This is a genomic window from Mycobacterium sp. TY815 (assembly GCF_030755135.1).
GTDB lineage: Bacteria > Actinomycetota > Actinomycetes > Mycobacteriales > Mycobacteriaceae > Mycobacterium.
In genome coordinates this window covers 1,431,215-1,453,427 of record NZ_JAUFRX010000001.1, presented here as the reverse complement: position 1 = coordinate 1,453,427, position 22,213 = coordinate 1,431,215, and the positions used below count along the sequence as shown (strand labels likewise).

General features: G+C 66.5%; 16 protein-coding genes. 10 read left to right on the top strand and 6 right to left on the bottom strand.

Annotated elements, in window-relative coordinates:
• Positions 1–62: 62 nt before the first annotated feature.
• Positions 63–1,046, bottom strand: coding sequence for a sulfotransferase family protein (locus QXK92_RS06090; protein ID WP_306240770.1), 984 nt, complete (start codon positions 1,044–1,046; stop codon positions 63–65).
• Positions 1,047–1,269: 223 nt separating this feature from the next.
• Here QXK92_RS06090 and QXK92_RS06085 point away from each other — a divergent pair, with 223 nt between their 5' ends.
• Positions 1,270–1,425, top strand: a complete 156-nt coding sequence (locus tag QXK92_RS06085) for a hypothetical protein (RefSeq protein WP_306240769.1) — start codon at positions 1,270–1,272, stop codon at positions 1,423–1,425.
• Positions 1,426–1,609: 184 nt separating this feature from the next.
• Positions 1,610–3,379, top strand: coding sequence for an ABC transporter ATP-binding protein (locus QXK92_RS06080; protein ID WP_306240768.1), 1,770 nt, complete (start codon positions 1,610–1,612; stop codon positions 3,377–3,379).
• A gap of 214 nt (positions 3,380–3,593) precedes the next feature.
• On the opposite strand, the gene QXK92_RS06075 is transcribed toward QXK92_RS06080, so the two are convergent.
• Positions 3,594–4,838, bottom strand: a complete 1,245-nt coding sequence (locus tag QXK92_RS06075) for a cytochrome P450 (protein ID WP_306240767.1) — start codon at positions 4,836–4,838, stop codon at positions 3,594–3,596.
• A 796-nt stretch (positions 4,839–5,634) separates the two neighbouring features.
• On the bottom strand, positions 5,635–6,450 hold the full coding sequence (gene dpgD / locus QXK92_RS06070; protein ID WP_306240766.1) for an enoyl-CoA-hydratase DpgD: 816 nt from the start codon (positions 6,448–6,450) through the stop codon (positions 5,635–5,637).
• 62 nt (positions 6,451–6,512) lie between these two features.
• On the opposite strand from dpgD, the gene dpgA reads away from it, so the two are divergent.
• From dpgA to QXK92_RS06050, 4 genes are read left to right on the top strand one after another with little or no spacing between them, the layout of a single operon-like run.
• A complete protein-coding gene (dpgA, locus tag QXK92_RS06065; RefSeq protein ID WP_306240765.1) occupies positions 6,513–7,568 on the top strand; it encodes a 3,5-dihydroxyphenylacetyl-CoA synthase DpgA in 1,056 nt (351 codons plus the stop codon).
• Between the two features lie 10 nt (positions 7,569–7,578).
• Positions 7,579–8,220, top strand: a complete 642-nt coding sequence (gene dpgB / locus QXK92_RS06060) for an enoyl-CoA-hydratase DpgB (protein ID WP_306240764.1) — start codon at positions 7,579–7,581, stop codon at positions 8,218–8,220.
• Entirely contained in the window at positions 8,221–9,462 is a 1,242-nt protein-coding gene (locus tag QXK92_RS06055; protein ID WP_306240763.1) for an enoyl-CoA hydratase/isomerase family protein, read from the top strand.
• Positions 9,459–10,721, top strand: coding sequence for a PLP-dependent aminotransferase family protein (locus QXK92_RS06050; protein WP_306240762.1), 1,263 nt, complete (start codon positions 9,459–9,461; stop codon positions 10,719–10,721). Before QXK92_RS06055 ends, QXK92_RS06050 begins: the two co-directional genes overlap by 4 nt.
• Positions 10,722–10,741: 20 nt before the next feature.
• Here QXK92_RS06050 and QXK92_RS06045 read toward each other — a convergent pair whose 3' ends face one another.
• The 3 genes from QXK92_RS06045 to QXK92_RS06035 form a co-directional block, all read right to left on the bottom strand.
• Positions 10,742–11,218: a DNA polymerase ligase N-terminal domain-containing protein gene (locus QXK92_RS06045; protein ID WP_306240761.1), complete on the bottom strand. Its 477-nt coding sequence runs from the start codon at positions 11,216–11,218 to the stop codon at positions 10,742–10,744.
• 59 nt (positions 11,219–11,277) lie between these two features.
• Positions 11,278–11,742, bottom strand: a complete 465-nt coding sequence (locus tag QXK92_RS06040) for a DUF402 domain-containing protein (protein WP_306240760.1) — start codon at positions 11,740–11,742, stop codon at positions 11,278–11,280.
• 87 nt (positions 11,743–11,829) lie between these two features.
• Positions 11,830–14,370 carry an FHA domain-containing protein gene (locus QXK92_RS06035; protein ID WP_306240759.1) on the bottom strand — a complete coding sequence of 847 codons (2,541 nt, stop codon included), beginning with the start codon at positions 14,368–14,370 and terminating at the stop codon, positions 11,830–11,832.
• Positions 14,371–14,529: 159 nt separating this feature from the next.
• Between QXK92_RS06035 and QXK92_RS06030 the strand changes: the two genes are divergently transcribed.
• The 4 genes from QXK92_RS06030 to QXK92_RS06015 all read left to right on the top strand — a co-directional run bounded on the left by QXK92_RS06030 (position 14,530) and on the right by QXK92_RS06015 (position 22,211).
• Positions 14,530–16,512, top strand: coding sequence for a serine/threonine-protein kinase (locus QXK92_RS06030; RefSeq protein WP_306240758.1), 1,983 nt, complete (start codon positions 14,530–14,532; stop codon positions 16,510–16,512).
• A gap of 180 nt (positions 16,513–16,692) precedes the next feature.
• Entirely contained in the window at positions 16,693–18,549 is a 1,857-nt protein-coding gene (locus QXK92_RS06025) for a PE family protein (RefSeq protein WP_306240757.1), read from the top strand.
• An 84-nt stretch (positions 18,550–18,633) separates the two neighbouring features.
• Positions 18,634–20,790 carry an excinuclease ABC subunit UvrB gene (gene uvrB, locus QXK92_RS06020; RefSeq protein ID WP_306240756.1) on the top strand — a complete coding sequence of 719 codons (2,157 nt, stop codon included), beginning with the start codon at positions 18,634–18,636 and terminating at the stop codon, positions 20,788–20,790.
• Positions 20,787–22,211 carry an MFS transporter gene (locus QXK92_RS06015; RefSeq protein WP_306240755.1) on the top strand — a complete coding sequence of 475 codons (1,425 nt, stop codon included), beginning with the start codon at positions 20,787–20,789 and terminating at the stop codon, positions 22,209–22,211. The genes uvrB and QXK92_RS06015 overlap by 4 nt, the downstream gene beginning before the upstream one ends.
• Positions 22,212–22,213: the final 2 nt, after the last annotated feature.

Here is a 22,213-nt window from a genome sequence, read left to right as displayed (position 1 = left end):
AACTTATCTCACCGTGACTTTTAGGCAGCGATTCGTGTGCGATTTTCTGCAGTCCGGCGAGTCTAGGCCCAGGTCCCGCTGCGCCGGTGAGCGATCGCACTGACCTCGTAGATCAGCTTCAGTATGGACGGCCGCATCCCCACATTCAGCCGGCGAATCCGGCGGAACTCCTCCAACGCCGTTCGGAAGGTATGTTCGCTCGCTCGATACTCCTCGAAGACTCGATCCAGCGTAGACGCATCCCAAGGCTCGTCTTGCGAAGCTGCGTGCAGCGTTTCGTAAACGGTAGAAATCCAGTCTGTGCCGAAGGGGTCTGTCACCGGGCCGCGGCGGCGCTGACGGCGGAGATCAAGGTTGAGGAACTCCTCGATCGCGCCCTCATCCCGGGTGTGAAGGTCGATCGCGAGCCCAGCGGAAATGCGAATTACCTCCCGGCGCCAGTCATTCAGAAGGTTGGTGTACTCGACAAACACTCGCGGCGTGCCCCGCGTATGTCTCTCGGCCAGGAGGTTGGCCTTCAGCCACAAAGCACTCGAGAGCTCAAAGGAGGTTCCCATCTTCCTGAGCGACGCGATGGCCTCCTGCGGGTGGCGCATCGCAATCACGGCGACGACGTGGAAACCGGCCAGACGCGCCGCCTCGAACCACACGCCGGACAGCAGCGTGATCTTCGGTTCCTTGATGACGACGAGCGGTGCGGCCGGCAGCGTGCTGAGGTAAGCCCTGACTTTGGTGATGCAAGCGGTCCTGGCTTCGGCGTCGAACGCTCCTTCCTCGTACAGTCGCAGTGTCGGGTCTTCCCACGCGCTGCCGAGGCGCCGCAGGATTCGCTCATTGAGAACGATGGCTTTGCGAGGCTCCCAAAAGCCATGCGGATTGCCCGAATTGGCGCCCAACATCCCGGGCGGGAGCGTACCGCCGCATAGCGACAGAACCCGCGTCAGCGCCGACGTTCCGGACCGGCCCGAGCCCAGGACGAACAGAACAACCGGTCGGGCCGGAGCCCCACTCTGCGAGGTGGGGGTCACCAGCACACCTCCGTGCATGAGAGAGCCTGCGGCGCATGCTCGCCCATCAGATGATCGATCTGCGCTGCCGTTTGACGGAAGGAGGGAAATGTTGCGACGCGCTTCGCGGCAGTGCGTCGCCTCTCGCGCATAGCGGCAGACTAGCCAGTGCTCGGGCGCTGTCAAGGGGCCCCGCGGCGGTCAGGAAAGCGGCGTGCATCTGCTCAGTCGCGGGCACCGGACCTGCCGCCGGTGTAATCGCATGAAGGCGTTCACCCATCGTATTGATGCAGCTGAAATTCTTGCCGTCGGGGAATCGGATCGTGGTCGCTTGGCGCCCCAACGAGAAGAATTTCAACAGGTCACCGTATTTAGCGTCAAAATCAAGCCGGCAAAGGGGATTGGACCACATATTTGAGCGGGTCACCGCAAAATGGCCTGCATGGTATCGAGTCAAATGAGTAGCCTTCGGGATTCCTGGCGTGACGCTATCCCACCGAGTCGGCGATCGTCTAGAATTCGCCAAGGACGGCCACCGAAGTTCCGCGACACTCGGGACACACTCGGTAAAGGCTGACCAGCGCCAGAAAGGATAAGTGTTAATGGCGCCAGCCAAAAGCTTCGTAGCCGACGACCCTCGCATGATCAGTCTGCTTCGCGTCCATTGGGTCTCGATGACGGTGAGCCTGTTTCTACTCGGCGTTGCGACCGCGCTCAGCCTGCTGCAGCCGCTGCTGATCGGCCGGCTCGTCGACCGGGCATCGGCCGGCACACCGATTTTCACGTTGGCCGTCTTGCTGGTGATCATGCTTGTCGGTCAGCTGCTGGCGGAGGCGTCAGGGCATTATCGGCTGGGCCGGATCGGCGCGAAAATCGTGTTGCAGGTGCGAGCCGTCTTCACCAGTCACGTTGTCCGCCTGCCGATCGGACTATTGGACGGGACTCGCACCGGAACCCTGCTGGCCCGCGCAACAAGCGACGCAAGTCTGTTGCGTGAGATGCCACGCGCCGTCAGCGACGTCTTCTTTGGGGCGTTGACCTTGCTCGGTGCCGTCATCTTCATGCTGACCATCGATGCGCTCACCGTGGGTATCGTGGTGGTGGCCATGGGGCTGGCGTTCGCTGCCGGCAATCCATTTCTTTCCCGGATCCAACGCGCTTCATTGAATTGTCAGGCCGCACTGGGCGACTACACAGCCGGATTGGAGCGAGCCCTCGGCGCCGCACGCACCATCAAGCTCTACGGCGCCGAAGATCGCGAAGCGCAGTCCATCGGCGGCAGTGCACACGCCGCCTATGAGTATGGCGTCCGCATCGCGGCATCCACCGCCATGAGTGTTCTTGTATTCCGGTTGGGCGTCACCGGCTCATTTGTGGCAATCATGATCATCGATGGGCAGCGCGTCGCGGACGGCACCTTGGCCGTTGGCCAATTCGTCAGCCTGTTTGCTTTCGCCCTGTACGCGATTTTTCCTGTCACCGCTGCCTTTGTCGCATTCACCAATGTGCGTATCGCAGCAGGCGCACATCAACATCTGATCGCCACACTGCACGAACTGCCGGAGGGCGACCAGGCTTCGCTTGCCGTCGCGGGCGGTGTGAACGCGCCGAGCGCGTCGGAGTTCTCGGCCGAGGACGAGAACAGCGCTCCGCTGGTCGAATTCGACCATGTGTCGTTCTCCTACGGCAACGACCCCGTCCTGGACGACGTTTCCTTCACGCTCCTTCGGGATCAGACCACCGCGCTGATCGGGCCTTCTGGTGCGGGAAAGTCAACCATTCTGGCGTTGCTGTGCCGTTTCCACGACCCGAGTTCCGGGACCGTGAGCTGGGAAGGCCGCGACTTCCGCAGCATTGGACTCAAGGAACTCCGCGGCCGCCTCGGACTTCTGGAACAAGACGCACCCGTGCTCCATGGCACCGTCCGCGACAACCTGCTCATTGCCGATCCGGACGCCGGGGACGCCGACTTATGGCGTGTCCTCGAACAGGCAAATATCGCCGACGAAATCGCTCGTCTTCCCGAACAACTCGACACCCCCGTCCTTGAACGCGGGCGCGGTCTGTCCGGTGGTCAACGCCAGCGACTCGCCTTGGCCCGCGCCCTGCTGTCCCGGTCGCAGCTCATCCTCATGGACGAGCCAACTGCGCACCTCGACCGCGCCAACGAATACGACGTCATGAACAATCTTCTGCAAGCGCGCGGCCATCGCAGCCTCCTCGTCGTTGCTCACAGACTCTCCACCGTCACCAACGCCGACCAGATCCTGGTTCTTCGGCACGGCCGGATCTATGCAAGGGGCACGCACGCTGAACTGTTGGGCATGCCGGTCTACCGCGAACTCATCGAGCACGAACTCGCTTCCCACTAGCGCACACCGTGCCGGCTCGTGGTGACCGCACTAGTGCGCAGTCGGCACCGATCGTGTTCGGCGGCAGGAGAACTCGGCCGATATCGGTCCTGTTTTCGTGGACCTGGTGGCGCCGCCGTCGGCGCAGGCGGCACCAGGGATGATCCCTGGCAGCTGTCATCCATGGCAATACGGCCGGTAGTGCTGCCGCCGAGTTAGCTTGTGCTTTAAGGGTTCAAGAATCACTCGCGGCCAGCGTGGTGACTTCGGCCACCTCGTGACCGTGAAGGAAGTTGGAATGCCGGCGTTCTTCCCGACCAGTCACCTCGATGGACGACACGAGCCGAGCCAAGACCTTTAACAGGCAGCGCAACTCCAGGCGGGCCAGGACCGCACCGACACACGAGTGCGGCCCGGAGCCAAAGGATAAGTGCGGGTTCGGATTACGGCCGATGACGAAACCTTGATCGGGAAACACGGCTTCGTCACGGTTAGCGGAAGGGAGCCATACGACGATTCGGTCACCCGATCGAATCTCGGCCTCCCCAAGCGACACGTCGACGAGGGCGGTCCGCATCAGATGTGCCGCAGGGCAAGTCCAGCGCAAGATTTCTTCGACAGCCGAGTCGAACAGCTCTGGGCACCCACGAAGCTGTTGCCAGGCATCGGGATTTTCGGCGAAGGCCACCAGGGCACCGGCGACCGCGAGCGGTGTCGTTTCAAGCCCGCCGCTGAGCATGCCATCGCAATTGAGCAGGATCTCATCATCGGTAAGGCGATGGCCGTCTACATCGGTATTGGACAGCGCCGTCACAAAGTCGTCCTGAGGCTCTGCTCGACGCTGCTCGAGCAAGCCGAAGAGATACATGAGCAATTCACCGTGTGCCTGGGCGGCTTCCTGCTCAACATTGGTTGCGTAAGCGGCGTCGGTCAGTCTGCCCAGTTCTGCCCAGTCCGCGTCCGGTATTCCCAGTACCTGCCCTAGAACCAGACGTGCAATCACGGTGCCGAAGTCTCTTACGGCGTCAAAGGGGCCGCCCCGTGCGATCAGGTCGGCGAGCAGCTTCTCGATATCGCGTTCAACAGCGGAAGACATCCGATCAACGGCCGATTTGGAGAGCCACGCCGAATGGGCGGCCCGCAATCGTCGATGAGCGCCACCGTCCGTGACGACCAGCATTTTTCCGGAAGCCAGGGCGACAGCGCGAGCGTTGCCGCCCAGACGCATGCCTGCGGTCGAGGTGAAATGAGAAGGGTTCTGCAGTACTTGGCGCCCGAGGTCGTGGGTGGTGACCGACCAAAATTCTCCGTAGGTGGGTGAATGAGTCCACGCAAGCGGATGCTCGCGGCGCGCCGCTTGCCACGCGCTGAATCGGTCCGGCGATGCGTGGAAGGACGGATCGGCCGGGTCGGCAGCCGTTCCGTCAAGCGACCAAAGGGGCTGGCGCCCGTTCAGCCCGCGATTCAGGTATCTGGACACCGTCCCTCAGTTTTCACGTGTGGACTCGAGTGATCACAACGAGCACCGATTGAACTCATCGCAGAGCGTAACCAGCAGACCAGGACTCAGGGTCAGTATCGGACTGGAATTCGCACATCAATTCCTGACGCGTGGGGCACAATCGTGGCCCACGTGCATGAATACCGCCTCTACCGGGCGCTCGTAGCCTATGTGACACCGAAAACCCTTGCGCGCGCTGGATTCCGCAACGCGAATCGGATACGGCCGGCGGGTTCCGGCCGTTGAGGTCTCTCGGCCGCGAGGTGAGTGTGCAGCCAGGCGGGCAAAGCGGCAAGGGTCACGGTCACCGCTGGCCACCGGGTAGGAAGGCGCTGAGTCGAATTGGTGGTTTATCACGCAGGTGATGAACGCCGGAATGGCACCCACCGCAACAAGATCAGCTCACGCCGCCGTGAGAAGAGATCGTCGGTGGCCGGCGCGACGACGGAAGCTCACAAAGCAGTCCAGGAGGGACCAACGATGCGCAGATTGGGGACAAACGGCCCTAGGCCAGCCCCGAAGAGCGGGAAAGGATCGGCAGGCGGCAGGTAAAGAACAGGATGCGGCACGACTGTTCCGCTGATTTGCCAGATGAGAAGGACCAAACGGGGATAATCTGTTACGCGTCGACGTAGGACGTAGGATTCGAGATCATATGGCAGGGGCTACGTTTCGGCCGCTAACTACCGCTGTAACCTGCTCGGTGGTGGTTTACACCGGTTCTCGTGCGACTCCGCCCGCACCGGTGGGTTCCAGGACTACCTTGCGCAAGCCTTCACGTCCCAGTCCACGACGGTGGCCGGCCCTCGGTGAAGGCGCGGGGACCCTCCATGGCATCGCTGCTGCGCTTACGCCGTTCTTCACACGGATAGACCTCGTCGAAGGCGTCCCGCAACGGCAGGTCCAGCGAGCGCCACAGGGCCTCCTTGGTCGCCCGCACGGCCAGCGGTGCGCCCCGCAACAGGTCGTCGACCCAGGCCTGCGTCGCGTCGTCGAGGCGCTCGGGCGCAACCACCTCGTTGACCAAGCCGTGGTGCAGCGCGTCGTGCGCGGTCATGCGGCGGCCGGTGAGCAGGTAGCCGGCCGCCACCCGCGCCGGCAGCTGACGGCCCAGCCGGAACACGCCTCCGGCGCCGGCCACCAAACCCAAGCGGACCTCGGGCAATCCGAACTGCGCGTCGCTGGCGGCGATGATCAGGTCGCAGGCGAGCGCAAGTTCGAAGCCGCCACCCAACGCGTATCCGCGCACCTTGGCGACCAGGGGTTTGGTGATGTCGAACCGGTCGGTGAGCCGCGGTGCACCCGGCTTGCCCTTGCTCCCGAACGACGACAACCCCGCGGCTCCGCGCGCGTCGCGATCCGCGAGTTCTTTGAGGTCCTGTCCGACGCTGAAGGCGCGATCACCCGAACCCGTCAGGACGCCGACCCAGACCTGCGGATCGCTCTCGAAGTCCTCCCAGACCAGCCTGAGCTCCTCATGCATGCGCACGTTCATGGCGTTGAGGACCTCGGGGCGCCGCATGGTGATCGTGGCGACGCGATCACGCTTCTCGTATTCGACGAACTCGAACTGGTCCAACGCAGCGGGCACGCCACCAGATTAGGCCGGACCGTGCCGGCCCGACCGTTATCGCCGCGCGACGGGGACATCTGATGCAGGCGCGTCTTTGTGCGGTCGGTACCAGCGTCCCACCGTTTCGGTACACCCAAGACGAACTCATCGAGCACTTCGACATCGATGACGACAAGATCCGCTCGCTGTTCAAGAACAGCGCGATCGCGTCCCGGCACCTGGTCCTGCCGCCGCGCGACGCCGACGGCCGACCCCGGCCCGAAAGCCAGGGCGAACTGCTTGTCAAACACCGCGAGTGGGGCATCAAGATGGCCGCCGAAGCTCTGGGCAAGTGCCTGGCGAACATCGGCCGCACCCCTGCCGACGTCGACTACCTGTGCTGTGTGACCTCCACGGGATTCATGACGCCCGGGTTGTCCGCGTGGCTCATGAGGCATCGGGATATGCGGCCGGATTGTGCGCGACTCGACGTGGTCGGCATGGGCTGTAATGGCGGACTCAACGGGTTGGCGCCGGTAACCGCCTGGGCCGAGGCGCATCCCGACAAACTCGCCGTGATGATCTGCGTCGAGACCTGCTCGGCCGCCTACGTCTTCGATGGCACCATGCGGACCGCCGTGGTCAATTCCCTGTTCGGCGACGGCGCCGCCGCGCTGGCAGTCAGCACTGACCCGAAGCTGGCCGCCACGCCACACCCGTTGGTACTCAAGACCAGCAGCCACATCATCCTGGAAGCGCTCGAGGCGATGCGCTACGACTGGGACGACAGCCAGGGCCTGTTCAGTTTCTACCTCGACCCGCAGATTCCGTACGTGATCGGGGCCAACGCCGAGTTCGCCCTGAGCCGCCTGTTGTCTGGCACCGGTCTGGACATCACCGACATCGACCATTGGGTGGTGCACTCCGGAGGCAAGAAGGTCCTCGACGCGCTACGGGTGAACCTGGGGTTGAGCCGCCACGCCGTCCGCCACGCCACCAGCGTGCTGCGCGACTACGGCAACCTGGCCAGCGGGTCGTTCCTGTTCAGCCTCGAGCGACTGAACCGGGAGAACGTCGTCCAGCCGGGGGACTACGGAGTGATCACGACGATGGGCCCCGGCTCGACCATCGAGATGGCCCTGGTCCAGTGGACGTGACGAGGACTCGATGATCGAGCCGCCCGGGGAGCACGCCGGTTACTTCACTCTGCCGTCGGGCGACCTTGCCTGCCGCACGCGGGCGCTGAACGACTTCATCCGGTCCGTGGGCAGCGGTTTGGCCGTCATCGATCTGCGCGACGCAGGAGCAGAGCACCTGTCGCCGGATGACGGCATCGGCGAGGTGAACGGTTGGGAGCGTGCGCTGCGTCTGGTCGAGCGTTCGCCGGCGGCCACAGTGGCACTGTTCGGGCGCCAGGTCGGCGGATCCGCGCTGGAGGTGGGGCTGACCTGCGACTTCCGCATCGCCGCCCCCGGCTCCCAGGTGATCTGGCGCAACGACGGCGCGGTCTGGCCGGGCACCGCGCTGTTCCGTCTGGTCCAACTGATCGGCCCCGCCCAGACCATTCGGCTGGCACTGCTCGGCGAACCGGTGCACGCCGACGCGGCACTCGGCAGCGGCCTGGTGGACATCATCACCGACAGACCCGAGGCCGAGGTGGCGACCCTGCGCGCCGGGGTGGCCGGCCTCGACGACCTGCGGGTCGTCCGCCAGCTGATCGCCGAGGCCGTCCACACCAGCTACGAAGAAGCCGTGGGGGCCCACCTCGCTGCGTGTGAGCGCTATCTGCGGCGGCGCGGGAAAGACTAGATGACCGACCGCATTCGCCCCGCGAACGGCGCCTCCCCGGGCATCGCGGCCCGACACAGCCGGCCCACGCCGTGGGACCGGCCCTCGACAGAAGCAGAGCTTCGGGAAGCCGCGGCCTGGTTTGAGGAGCACATTGACGACGTCTACCGGACGCTGACGGCGGCTGACGGCGATAACCGCGGGCCAGCCAGGCTGGGTGACCTGGTGCGCGCCGCGGGTGACCAGCTGCCCGATCTGCTGCCTGACCGGGCGACCAGACGTCACGACGACGCGCTGGCCCCGAGCGAACGGCTGCAGGTGGAGCGCGACCAAGGCCGGTTTCTGCGGGCCTTGTTGCGCAACCCGGCCACTGCCATTCCGGCACTGGTTGACATGCGCACGCCGCTTCCCGAGTCGTCGGCCCACGCCGACGAGTTCCGGGAAAGCGGTGAGCTCGTCCTGGAAACCGTCACCCTACGACGCGCGGACGGCTTTGCCGAGCTGACCGAAGTGACCCTGGCCAACACCATGACACTGAACGCGGAAACGAACCAGCTCATGCGCGATCTCGAGGTGGCCGTCGACGTGGTGACACTGGACCCCTCCTCCTCGGTCGGCGTGATCCGCGGCGCCCCAATGGAATACGCGTCGTATGCCGGCAAGCGGGTGTTCTGCGCGGGGATCAACCTCAAGCACCTTGCCGCCGGCAAGATTTCGTACCTCGATTTCTTTATCGGTCGCGAAGCGGGCCTGCTGTCGAAGTTGGCGCGCGGCGTGCGCGATCCGGAGACCGGGCGCGACGTCGCCCAGCCGTGGATCTGCGTGGTCGATTCCTTCGCCATCGGCGGCGGCATGCAACTCACCCTGGTGACCGACCACGTGATCGCCGTCGATGACGCCTGGATGAGTTTGCCGGCCGCCAGCGAGGGCATCGTTCCCGGCGTAGCCAACCTGCGGCTCCCCGGCCGGGTTGGGGTGCCGCTCGCCCGGGAGCTGATCCTGCGTGGCAGGCGTCTGAGCGGTACCGAGGCGATGCAGGCCAGCCTGGTCGACGCCGTGGTGCGGGCGGCCGATGTGGATGCCACAGTGGCGTCGGTGGCCGCGGCGCTGTCGGCGCCCGCCGTGATGCCCAACAAGCTGATGCTCGCCCACGGCATCGAGCCCGAAGACGAGTTCGCGACGTACCTGGCCGACTTCGCCATCGTCCAAGCGGATCGCATGCACGCCCCCGATGTGCGTCACACGCTGTCGAGCCGGCTGTGACAGGCACGCCAGAGACGGGCAGGGCCGAAGCCCAGATTCTGGGCGCCATCGGATTTCTCAACGAGGTGATGGGCCGCTACCCGCGCGCAATCTCGTTCGCCCCGGGAGCGCCGCTGCTGGACGGCATCACCCGCGAGCGCCTGATCGCGGCTGTCGACGAGGTGGCCGCTCGGCTGGGCAGCGAAGCGCCGGGGTGGGACGCCCTGTTTCAGTACGGTCCCAGCCAGGGGATCGTCAACGCGGACCTCGCCCGCGCGCTCTCCGCCACCGCCGCCCTGGCGGTGGGCGCCTCCGATATCACCATCACCGTCGGCGCGCAGGAGGGGTTCATCCTCATTCTTCGTGCACTGGAACTGCATCGCCGCGGGACTCTCGGCATCGTTGCCCCCGCGTTCGCCGGGATCCGAGGTGCGGCGACCTTCATGGGTGCCCGGACCATGGACATTCTCGAGGGCCCCGAGGGCGTCACCGCGGCGGACCTCGAGGCGGCGTGTGAGCAAGCCGAAGCCCTGGGAGAACCGCTGCGAGCGTTGTACGTCGCACCCGATTGCGCCAATCCCTCAGGGACGGTGATTCCTCGGCCGGCCCGGCTGGAACTGCTGCGCACCGCTCGGGAGCGGCAGGTGTTCTTGATCGAAGATACGACCTACGGCTTCACCGATCCTGACGTCCCGCCGTGCCTGAAGGCTCTGGACGAGGACGGGATGGTGATCCAGGTGGGCACCTTCTCCAAGGTGTGCTTCCCCGGTGCCCGCGTCGGCTATGTGGTCGCCGATCAGCCCTGGCACGACGGGTCCACCCTGGCCAGCTGGCTGGCCACCCTGAAGAACACCACCACGGTGAACACCTCTCCAATCAGCCAGGCCATGGTCGCGGGCCTGGTGCTGTCAGATGCGGCTGCCCTGGCCGAGCGCGAGCGGGTGCTGAGACAGTCCTACCGCGACAAGCGGAGCCTGCTGTTGGCCGCATTGGACGACGAGTTCCCCGACGCAGGCGAACTCGGGCTCAGCTGGAACCGGCCCACGGGCGGCTTTTTCGTCGTGATGCAGACCCGACGGGATTTGGACCACGCCACCCTGCAACGCTGCGCTGCGCACCATCGCGTGCTGTGGACCCCGATGCGTGACTTCTACGCCGGCCATGAGGGGGACACGACATTGAGGCTGTCGTGCAGCCACGTGCCGGCTGAGCAGATCAGGGAGGGGGTTCGCCGGCTAGGCGGCTTCCTACGCGAAAGCCCGCACGATGCGGAGGCTTAAGGAAATTCGTGCGGCACCTGTCATGACAAGCTGTGCGCACTCTCGTCACGGCGTTTGACCAGCAGCCAGGTTTCCTCGTCACCCTCTCGAATCCGGGTCATGGCGTACCGCCCGCGCAGCCTGTCGCCGCGCAGATCGAACGAAACATGGCCACAGGCAAGGCCCTTGGCCATGTCGTGACGAGTTCCGTTGGCGTATGTGCCATGGTCCCAGACGACTACTCCGGCGGGGCCGTGTCGGCCCTCGGGGATCACGCCCTCAAACGTCGCATACTCGAGCGGATGGTCTTCGGCGCGTCGGGCCATGCGCTGCTCGGCGGGGCTGACCGACGGGCCGTCGGCTATCGTCCACGACACCAGCACTCCGTCGATTTCCAGGCGGAAGTCATAGTGATCGCTGTGTGCCAGTCGATGCTGAACCACGAAGCACGGTCCGTCAACCGGAGTTCGGCGCTGTCGTCGATGCCGGCCACCTTGCTCATAGTTGCTTACAGCCATGGTATTTAGGTACCCGGCCGTTAGCCGGGAAAACTGTGGATTCGACTACATTCCGAGCGTCATTGAGCAGGAAGCGTTTTGGCGTCAGATCCGTGCCACCGGAGCGTCATACCCTGTCCCGCCAGCCACGTAGTCAGGTCATATCCGTTGCAGGCCAACCCATCGATGGCGGTGACGGCGCGCCGGATCGCCAGTTCGGCGATGGTCTGGCTCAACAAGCCCTGGTGCACGGCGTCCAAGAGTTCGTCGACGTCGGCCAATTCCGCGCCGCTACCGGTGCGTACCTCGATATCGAGATAATGGTCTTCCGACCGCCACACCGTCTCCCCGGGGCTGTATTCGCCGATGTCGAGATAGAAGTCATGGTCTCTTTCGTGACCCGGGTTGAAGTGAAACACCGTGGCGCGCAGACCCAATGACGGCAGCAGCCACGACTCCAGATAGCGGAACTGCTCGCGCCCCGGCGTCGGACGGGCCAGGTAGAGCCCCCACGGATGCACCGCGTACTCGTCGACCGCCCGCACGATCCCTTTCGGATCCGTGTTGGTGCGGGCGGTCAGGTCGAATGTCTCGTGCTTCGGCGGATGGATGTCAAGACTCTACCTGCGCCCTTATCTACGGAGCCGCAATTTCCACCGCACAAAGCCGGCATAGAACACCGACAGCGCCACCAGCATCCCCATGTCCAGCAACCAGATCTTTGAGGTGTGCTGCCAGAATCTGTCCTGGGGGACCAGCGAGCCCGGTACCAGAGACCGCACATCGACCGTCGATGCGGCCGCGGCATAGCCCCACCGTGCCGGCACCACTGTGGAAACCTGTTCCAGCACAACCCGGTTGGTCACCGGGACCATCCCGCCGCACAGCACCAGCTGCGCCATGATCGACACCACGAACAGCGGCATGATCTGCTCCGTGGAGCGAACCACCGCCGAAATGCCCAGGCCCAGTAGCGCCGAAGCCACGCAGGTCGCGGCGACGGTGAGAAACAACTCGAAGGTGGCCGCGGTGTTGCCATGCCCAAGCACCAGTCCGCCGCGCGTCGGTGCACCTTTGCCGACGACGACGATCGCTGTGGCGATCGCGGCCTGCAGCACGGCGAACACACAGAACACGCCGGTTTTTGCCAGTAGGTACGCCGTCGTCGACAGACCAACCGCCTGTTCGCGCTGGAAGATCGCCCGCTCACCGACCAGGTCGCGAATCGTCAGGGCGGTGCCCATGAACGCCGCGGCCAGCAGCAGCAGGTTCAAAATCTGAGCCGACTCGTCCGGAGTGCCGCCGTGCTCGCCGACCGCGCGGAATCCGTTCGACCCGGGCACGGTCAGCGATAGTGCGCCGAGGATGAACGGCAACAGGGCCAGGAACACAAAGTAGGCGCGATCGGCAACCACCAGGCGAACTTGCCGTCGAGCGACCGTCGAGATCTGTCGACGCATGCTGGTGTGCACCGGTTCGCCCAGGTCGGCCGGGGCTGTGTCGGGGTCAGGCCGGTCCTGTGACTGGCTCCGCTCGAGGAACCGGCGATTGGCTTCCGCCGGGTCGGCGCCCACCTGGCTGAAGATCTTGGCCCAGTTCGTGGTGCCCATGGCGCCACCGATCTGGTCGGGCGGACCGCAGTACGCGGTCTTGCCGCCAGGCGCCACCAGCAGTAGCTGGTCACAGATATCCAGGTACGACAGCATGTGGGTGACCACGATCACCACCCGGCCGGCGTCGGCCAGTTGCCGCAGCATCATCATGACCTGGTGGTCGAGCGCGGGGTCCAGCCCGGATGTGGGCTCGTCGAGGATCAGCAGCGACGGCCCGGTCAGCAGTTCCAGCGCCACCGAAGCTCGTTTGCGCTGGCCGCCCGAGAGTTTGTCGACGCGGGTGTCGGCGTGCTTGGTCAGATCGAGTTCCTCGAGAACCTGGGCCACCACCCGCGCGCGGTCGGATTTGCTGGTGTCCGGCGGCAGCCGGAGTTCGGCGGCGTAGCCGAGCGCCTGGTGCACCGTGAGCTGGCGGTGCACCACGTCGTCCTGCGGGACCATCCCGATCCGGCTGCGCAGCGACGCGTATTCGCCGTGAACGTCATGGCCTTCGAAGCTGACCGAACCTTTGCTGGGGCGGGCGTAGCCGGCAATGAGCCGGGCCAGCGTGCTTTTGCCGGCGCCCGACCCGCCGATGACGGCGGTCAGCGTCCCGGGCCGCGCCGTCAGGGAGATGCCGTCGAGCAGCTGTTTGCCGTTGTCCACGGTGTAGTTGACTCCGCGGACCTCGAGACCGCCGGTGCGCGTTGCGGTTTCGCTACGCGGGACGAGCGTGCCGTCGTTGAACTGCAGGTCGACGTTGCCGATAGTGACCACGTCGCCCTGGGAGAGTATTGCCGAGCCGACCCGGGTGCCGTTGACGAAAGTCCCGTTGACGCTGCGATCCTGGATCTCGGTGCCCAGCGGTGTGGTCCGCAGTGTGGCGTGCTGGCGGCTGGCGAGCACGTCGGACACGACGATGTCGTTGTCGTTGGCACGACCGATGGTGATGGCGCCGGTCGACTTCGGGGCCCCGGCAATCCCCGAACGCGGTGACAGGATCCTGACCATCCTGGTGGCCAGGCTCGATACGTCCGCCAGCTTGGCATCGATCGCCGTGACCTCGGCCGGCGGCGGCCCGGCGTTCACCGTGGTGACTTCCTCGGGCGGCATTGGACGCGCCGGCGGGCGCCTGGGCGGCGGTGACACCGGTCGTCCATTGGGCTGGCGGGCAGGCGGACGCGGGACGTTCGTCGACCACGCCAGCGTGGGCGGGCCGCTGTCGTGGCGGGCGCCATCGTTGAACGTGCTGCGTGGTTTGGTCTGCGGGCTTTGCCGGCCGATCTCGAAGGTCAGCCGCGGCCCGGCAGGATTGCCGACGTTGATGCTCTGCCCGTCGTGAACGTCGACGACGGGCATCCGGTAGCCGTTGACGTAGGTGCCGTTGAGGGAGCCGTTGTCGATCGCCAGCCAGCGGCCCTGCTCGAAGCGCAGGATGAGATGCGCGCGCGAGATGCGGGGGTCCGGGATACGGAGATCGGCATGCAGGTCGCGCCCGATCACCACTTCATGGCCGGGAGCGAAGGAACGTTGAGACCCGTCATGCCGAATCGTCAGTGCCGGCGGGGCTGGTCGACTCACCAGACCCAGATTAGCCCGCTCCTGCGTTGCTGGTTGTGTGCCAGCTGTGACGTCCCTATGTGTCCCGGGCGGTCATACATAGCTGTTTCATAGCTTGCATCCCGTCCTGCACCAATGCTTTTCATGCATCATGCGAATGGAGGAGGGGGCATCTTGCGGATGGATGAACGACCAGGCGCCACCCGGCGTCTTCGAGCCGGGCTCAAGGCCGGCCGCGGGCTTGTGACAACCGTCACGCACCGGCGGCGCCGCGTCTCTGCATCCGGCTCGGCACCCGCTTCGGGTTCCGACGGCCCGGCGCGGCCGGGGATGACTCGCGGCGCGTCGTTCGCCGGCTACACGATCCTGCGACAGCTCGGCGCCGGGGGAATGGCCGAGGTGTATCTCGCCCTTCATCCGCGGTTGCCGCGCCGCGACGTGATCAAGGTGCTCGCCGAGGCGATCACCGCGGACACCGAGTTTCGCGAAAGGTTCAACCGGGAGGCCGATCTCGCGGCGACATTGTGGCATCCGCACATCGTCGGGGTGCACGATCGCGGCGAATTCCAGGGCCAGCTCTGGATTTCCATGGACTACGTCGAAGGCACCGATGCCGCCCGGCTGGTGCGGGAGACTCACCCGGAGGGGATGCCGGTCGATGACGTGTGCGCCATTCTGGACGCTGTTGCTGGAGCCCTCGATTACGCCCACGACCGCGGACTGCTGCACCGCGACGTCAAGCCCGCCAACATCCTGCTCACCCATCCCGATACCGACCAAAGCCAAGAACGCCGAATCCTGTTGGCGGACTTCGGGGTCGCGCGTCACCTCGCTGACATCAGCGGCATCACCCAGACCAACGTCGCGGTCGGAACCGTCGCCTATGCGGCGCCGGAACAATTGGCGGGTTCCAACATCGATCGGCGCGCCGACCAATATGCGTTGGCCGCCACGGCGTTTCACCTGCTGACCGGGGCACCGCCGTTCCGTAACGCCAATCCGGTCGCGGTCATCAGCCAGCACTTGCATGACGAGCCGCCCCGGCTCAGCGAACGCCGTCCGGACCTCGCGCACCTCGATGACGTGTTCGCCAAGGCACTGTCCAAGAAACCGGAAGACCGCTTCGAGCGGTGCCGGATGTTCGCCGCCGCGGTCCGCGCAGGATCGGTGCCGACCTCCGACGTCGATCCATCCGAGCCGCCAGGTCAGGGTGCCCGCAGCCCACGGGTTCCCTCGCGCGTGCGGATGGCGGCCGCCCTGGTCTGTGCGGTGCTGATCGCGGTGGCGGCCACCTGGTCCACGTTGTACAGCTTCGAGACCGACCCGTCGCAGCCCAGCCCCGCGCTGGCAGCCCGGCCGGCTGAGCCTGCGCCGCCCGCGGCGGCGGCGCCCGTGACGCCTACGCCGGGCAAGGTCCTCGACGGCACCTATCGACTCGACCTCAACCGGGCCAAACGCACGACGAACGGCACCCCGGTCCGGCACGACGGGGGCACCACCTACTGGTGGGCATTCCATTCCGTGTGCACGACCGGCGGATGTGCCGCCACCGGTGTCCGCCTGGATGACGCCACCCATCAGGTCGCCGACACCACCGACGGGGGACAGCACGACGCCCTGCGGTTCGTGGCGGGGTACTGGCAGGGGGCCGCACAACAGATCCGGGTCCACTGCCACCAGGCGAACCAGGCGGATGGAGCCACCCAGCAGGAGACGGTGGCGCTGTCGCTGGCCCTGCAGGCCGACGGCACACTGCGTGGCGTGCAGACCGAGACCGTCGGCAGCAACGAATGCGGTGCCCAGGGCGCGGTGCTGCGGGTGCCCGTGGTGGCGACGCGGGTGGGCGACGCGCCGGCCAACGTGGTTCTCGCCGATCCGGCGCGGGTGGCCGGCGCGGCCACGCTTCCGGCGACCCGCCCGATGCCGCCCGTGTTGGGCGGGGTGTGCAGCGACGTGGACAAGCTCGGCTACGACCAGACCAGCAACGAGCAGGTCGTCTGCGAGGGCGGAGTGTGGAGCAAGGCGCCGATCACGACCGGCGTGCATGCCGCCGGCAGTTCGTGTGACCGACCGGACATTCCGGTCTTCGCACTGTCGGCGTCCAACGACGGCTACCTGATTGAATGCAACCCGGGCACCCGGGTATGGGCGCGGCATAGCTGATCGGGTGGGATTGGTCGCCTCAAAATGCAGGCGAAATCCGCCCGCTGAATGTCACTCGGCTCCTATCCAGTGTGTAGCCGATGGCCGTGTTCGTTACCCCGAAAGAATTTCTTCCATTCCCCGAGATTGTCGAGATCAGAGTTGATAAATTGCGGTCATCCTGATTTGGGGAGGGTCACAATGTCGTTTCTTTTGGTATCGCCGCAGCTCATCGCCGCTACGACAGAACAGTTGGCCGGAATCGCGTCGTCCTTGACAGTCGCCAATGAGGGCGCGGTCGGCCCGACGACAAATGTGGTTTCTGCTGCCGCCGACGAGGTATCAACGGCCATCACTGCGGTGTTCAACGCCCACGCTCGCCAATATCAGGTGCTGAGCGCGGAGGCGCTTTCGTTTCATGGACAGTTTCTTCGTAATTTGAATGCGAACGCAAACGCGTATGCGACGGCGGAGGCCGCCAATGTCCAGCAGGCGTTGCTCGATGCGATCAACGCGCCAGTGCAGACCTGGACCGGGCGCCCCCTGATCGGTGACGGCGCAACCGGTGCGCCCGGCCAGCGCGGCGGCGACGGCGGGTGGCTATTCGGCAGCGGCGGGGCCGGCGGCGCCGGTGGAGCCAACGGGGTCGCCGGTGGAGCCGGTGGCAACGCCGGATTGATCGGATCGGGCGGCGTTGGCGGCGCAGGCGGCGCCGGTGCTGCGGGCGGAGCCGGTGGCCAGGGCGGTTGGTTGTACGGCAACGGTGGCGCCGGCGGGGCCGGCGGAACAGCTGTCACGGCTGGCGGCGCCGGGGGAATCGGCGGTAATGGTGGGTCGGCTGGGCTGTTCGGAGCTGGTGGCGCCGGTGGGAGCGGTGGTTTCGGCGCTGCCGGCGCCGCTGCAAGCGACGGTGGTGCCGCGGGAGCGGGCGGTACGGGTGGTGCCGGCGGTCGTCTGTACGGAAACGGCGGTGTGGGCGGGGCCGGCGGTGACGGCGGAAGTGGCGGCATGGGTATCGGCCCCAATTTCACCGGCGGGTACGCCGGATCGGGTGGCGTCGGGGGGCACGGCGGGGCCAGCGGGCTGTTCGGCAACGGCGGAGCCGGTGGCGCAGGCGGCCAGGGCGGTGTCGGTGGTGCCGGCAACCTGGTTGGCGGGGCTGGTGGCACCGGTGCCGCCGGCGGACATGGTGGTGCGGGCGGGTGGATCGGCGACGGTGGCGCAGGTGGCGTAGGCGGCCGCGGCGGAATGGGTGGCACCGGCGACGTCGGCGGGGCGAGTGGTGCCGGCGGAGATGGCGCTTACGGTGGCGCAGCCGGATTGGTGCTTGGCAACGGTGGCGCCGGCGGTGCGGGCGGCAGCGGCGGTGGTGCCTTCACTCCTAACGACCTCGTTGGGAAGGGCGGTGCCGGCGGGGCGGGGGCAAAGGGCGGCGCCGCCGGCTTGATCGGTAACGGCGGTGCCGGCGGCGGTGGCGGCAACGGCGGCATCGGCGGAGGGAACTTCGGCGATGCGCCTGGGGAGACCGGCGGCAACGGCGGAACGGGCGGCGCCGGGGGCATGGGCGGATTCCTGTCCGGGGACGGTGGAGCAGGCGGAGCAGGCGGTGACGGGGCAGCGGGCGGCAATTCCTTCAACGGTCCCAACGGCGGCATCGGCGGCAGCGGCGGAGCCGGCGCAGCGGGTGGAGGTACCGGGCTGATCGGCAACGGCGGCGGTGGGGGCGCCGGCGGCAGGGGCGCTCAAGGCGGGTTGAGTACCAACGCTGTCGGTGGCGCCGGCGGTGACGGCGGGGCAGGTTCGAACGGCGGTCAAGGCGGAGCGCTGTATGGCAACGGAGGCAGCGGCGGTGCGGGCGGTACCGGCGGTGCCGGTGGTACCGGTTTCGGCGGCACGGGTGACGACGGTGTGGGCAAAGACGGCGGTAACGGCGGCAATGCGCAACTGATCGGTGACGGCGGCAACGGCGGCGCCGGTGGCGGTGGCGGTGCGGTCGGCGGCGTCGGCGGGCGGGGCGGAAGCCTGGCCGGTAAAGCCGGCGCGAACGGGCCGTCCTAGCGGCAGAACTGAACGGTAGCGGCCCAACGCTCAGCGTTCCTGCGCGGAACAAAGCTTGTCGGTGGCTGGTTCTACCCTGGTGCTATGGCTTTCGCCACCGAACACCCAGTACTCGCCCACTCGGAATACCGGGCCGTCGACGAGGTCGTGCGCTCCGGTGCCCGCTTCGAGGTGGTCAGCCCGCATCAACCCGCCGGTGACCAGCCGGCCGCCATCGACGAGCTGGAGCGCCGGATCAGAGCGGGGGAGCGCGACGTGGTGCTGCTCGGTGCCACCGGCACCGGGAAATCGGCGACCACGGCCTGGCTGATCGAACGGCTACAACGGCCCACCCTGGTGATGGCGCCGAATAAGACGCTGGCCGCTCAGCTGGCCAACGAACTACGAGAGATGTTGCCGCACAACGCGGTCGAGTACTTCGTCTCGTACTACGACTACTACCAACCCGAGGCCTACATCGCGCAGACCGACACCTACATCGAAAAAGACAGCTCGATCAACGACGACGTCGAGCGGTTGCGGCACTCCGCCACGTCGTCGCTGCTGTCGCGTCGCGACGTCGTGGTGGTGGCATCGGTGTCCTGCATCTACGGCCTGGGCACGCCGCAGTCCTATCTGGATCGCTCCGTCGAGCTGCAGGTCGGCATGGAGGTGCCGCGCGACGGGCTGCTGCGGCTGCTGGTCGACGTTCAGTACACGCGCAATGACCTGTCGTTCACCCGCGGCTCATTCCGGGTTCGCGGCGACACCGTGGAGATCATCCCGTCCTACGAAGAACTGGCCGTGCGCATCGAGTTCTTCGGCGACGAGGTCGAGGCGCTTTATTACCTGCACCCGCTGACCGGCGACGTGGTCCGTCAGGTCGACTCGCTGCGCATCTTCCCGGCCACCCACTACGTGGCCGGTCCCGAGCGGATGGCCCAGGCCATCTCGACGATCGAGCAGGAGCTGGCCGACCGGCTCGCCGAGCTGGAGGGGCAGGGCAAGCTGCTCGAAGCCCAGCGGCTGCGGATGCGCACCAACTACGACATCGAAATGATGCGACAGGTCGGGTTCTGCTCCGGCATCGAGAACTACTCGCGCCACATAGACGGGAGGCCGGCCGGGTCCGCACCTGCCACGCTGCTGGACTACTTCCCCGAAGACTTTCTGATGGTCATCGACGAGTCGCACGTCACCGTGCCGCAGATCGGCGGCATGTACGAGGGCGACATGTCCCGCAAACGTAACCTCGTCGAATACGGGTTCCGGTTGCCGTCGGCGGTCGACAACCGCCCCCTGACGTGGGAGGAGTTCGCCGACCGAATTGGGCAGACGGTGTACCTGTCCGCCACGCCGGGGCCCTATGAGCTCAGCCAGACCGGCGGGGAGTTCGTCGAGCAGGTGATCCGCCCGACCGGCCTCGTCGACCCGCAGGTCGTGGTCAAGCCGACCAAGGGCCAGATCGACGACCTCATCGGTGAGATCCGCAAGCGCACCGAGCGCGACGAACGGGTGCTGGTCACCACGCTCACCAAGAAGATGGCCGAGGACCTCACCGACTACCTGCTGGAGATGGGCATCCGGGTCCGCTACTTGCATTCCGAGGTCGACACCCTGCGCCGCGTCGAGTTGTTGCGGCAACTGCGGCTCGGCGAGTACGACGTTCTGGTCGGCATCAACCTGCTGCGCGAGGGTCTGGACCTGCCCGAAGTGTCGTTGGTGTCGATCCTCGACGCCGACAAGGAGGGCTTCCTGCGCTCGGTGCGCAGCCTGATCCAGACCATCGGCCGTGCGGCGCGAAACGTCTCGGGCGAAGTGCACATGTACGCCGATAAGATCACCGACTCGATGAAAGAGGCGATCGACGAGACCGAACGCCGCCGCGCCAAGCAGATCGCCTACAACGAGGCGAATGGAATCGACCCGCAGCCGCTGCGCAAGAAGATCGCCGACATCCTCGACCAGGTCTACCGCGAGGCCGACGACACGGACGTCGAGATCGGCGGATCCGGACGCAACGCCTCCCGCGGCCGGCGCGCGCAGGGTGAAGCAGGCCGGGCTGTGAGCGCCGGCGTGATCGAGGGCCGCGACACCTCCACGATGCCGCGCGCCGAGCTGGCGGACCTGATCAAGGACCTGACCGCGCAGATGATGGCCGCCGCGCGCGACCTGCAGTTCGAACTGGCCGCCCGGTTCCGCGACGAGATCGCCGACCTCAAGAAGGAGTTGCGCGGGATGGACGCCGCCGGTCTCAAGTGACGCAGACGACGAGCGAGACCGGAAGCTGGCGGCAACTACTCGGTCAGCACCTGGGCACGGCCACGGTGCTGGCGGGCGGTGTCGCCATGTACGCCACGAACGAGTTCCTGACGGTCAGCCTGTTACCGAGCACCATCGCCGACATCGGCGGCGACCGCCTGTACGCCTGGGTGGTCACCCTCTATCTGGTCGGATCGGTGGTCGCGGCTACCACCGTCAACACGATCCTGCGCCTGTTCGGGGCGCGCTCGTCGTTCTTGCTGGGTCTGGCCGTTTTCGGAGTGGCCAGCGTCGCGTGCGCGGTCGCTCCGACGATGGAGGTGCTGATCGCGGGCCGCGCGCTGCAGGGAGTCGCCGGCGGCACCCTGGCAGGGCTGGGCTACGCGCTGATCAACGCCGCGTTGCCGCGAGAACTGTGGACCCGAGGCTCGGCCCTGGTCTCTGCGATGTGGGGCGTCGCAACGGTGGTAGGCCCGGCGATGGGTGGCCTGTTCGCGCAATTCGGTTTGTGGCGTTGGGCTTTCGGTGCGATGGCCGTCCTTGCCGCGCTGCTTGCCGTGCTGGTCCCGGCGGTCCTGGCGGCGAGCGCGACCCACCAGGACGACTCAGCGGCCCCTGCGCTTCGGGTGCCGGTTGGGTCGCTGCTGTTGGTCGGCGCGGCCGCGCTGGCGGTCAGCGTCGCGCAGTTGCCGCACAATGCCATGGCGATCGCGGGCCTACTCGCGGTCGCCCTGCTGTTGATCGCGGGATTCGTCGTCGTCGATCGCCGTAGCCGCGCAACCGTCCTGCCGCCCAGTGTGTTTGGAACCGGGCCCCTCAAATGGATATACCTGACACTCGCGGTGCTGATGATGGCCGTCATGGTGGACACCTACGTGCCGTTGTTCGGCCAGCGGTTGGGACACCTGACGCCGGTCGCGGCCGGATTCCTCGGTGCTTCACTCGCGGTCGGCTGGACCTTCAGCGAGATCGTCAGCGCCTCGCTCAGCAACCCTCGGGTGATCAACCGCGTCGTCCTGGTCGCGCCGCTGCTGATGGCTGCCGGGCTGGCATTCAGCGCCCTCACCCAGCGTGCCGACGCATCGCCCGGTCTGATCGCGGTATGGGCCCTGGCGCTGCTGATCGCCGGCACCGGCATCGGAATGGCCTGGCCGCATCTGTCGGCGCGGGCGATGGACTCCGTCGACGATCCTGCCGAGAGCGGCGCGGCGGCCGCGGCGATCAACACCGTGCAACTCATCTCCGCGTCCTTCGGCGCGGGGCTGGCGGGTGTGGTGGTGAACTCCGCAACCGGCGGCGAGCTGATGGAGGCCCGCTGGCTGTATGCCGTGTTCACCGTGCTGGCCGCACTCGGTGTTCTGGCGTCCTACCGCGCGACCCGTCGAACGGCACGTCCGGCCGCAGCGGGGTTGCGGCCGTAACG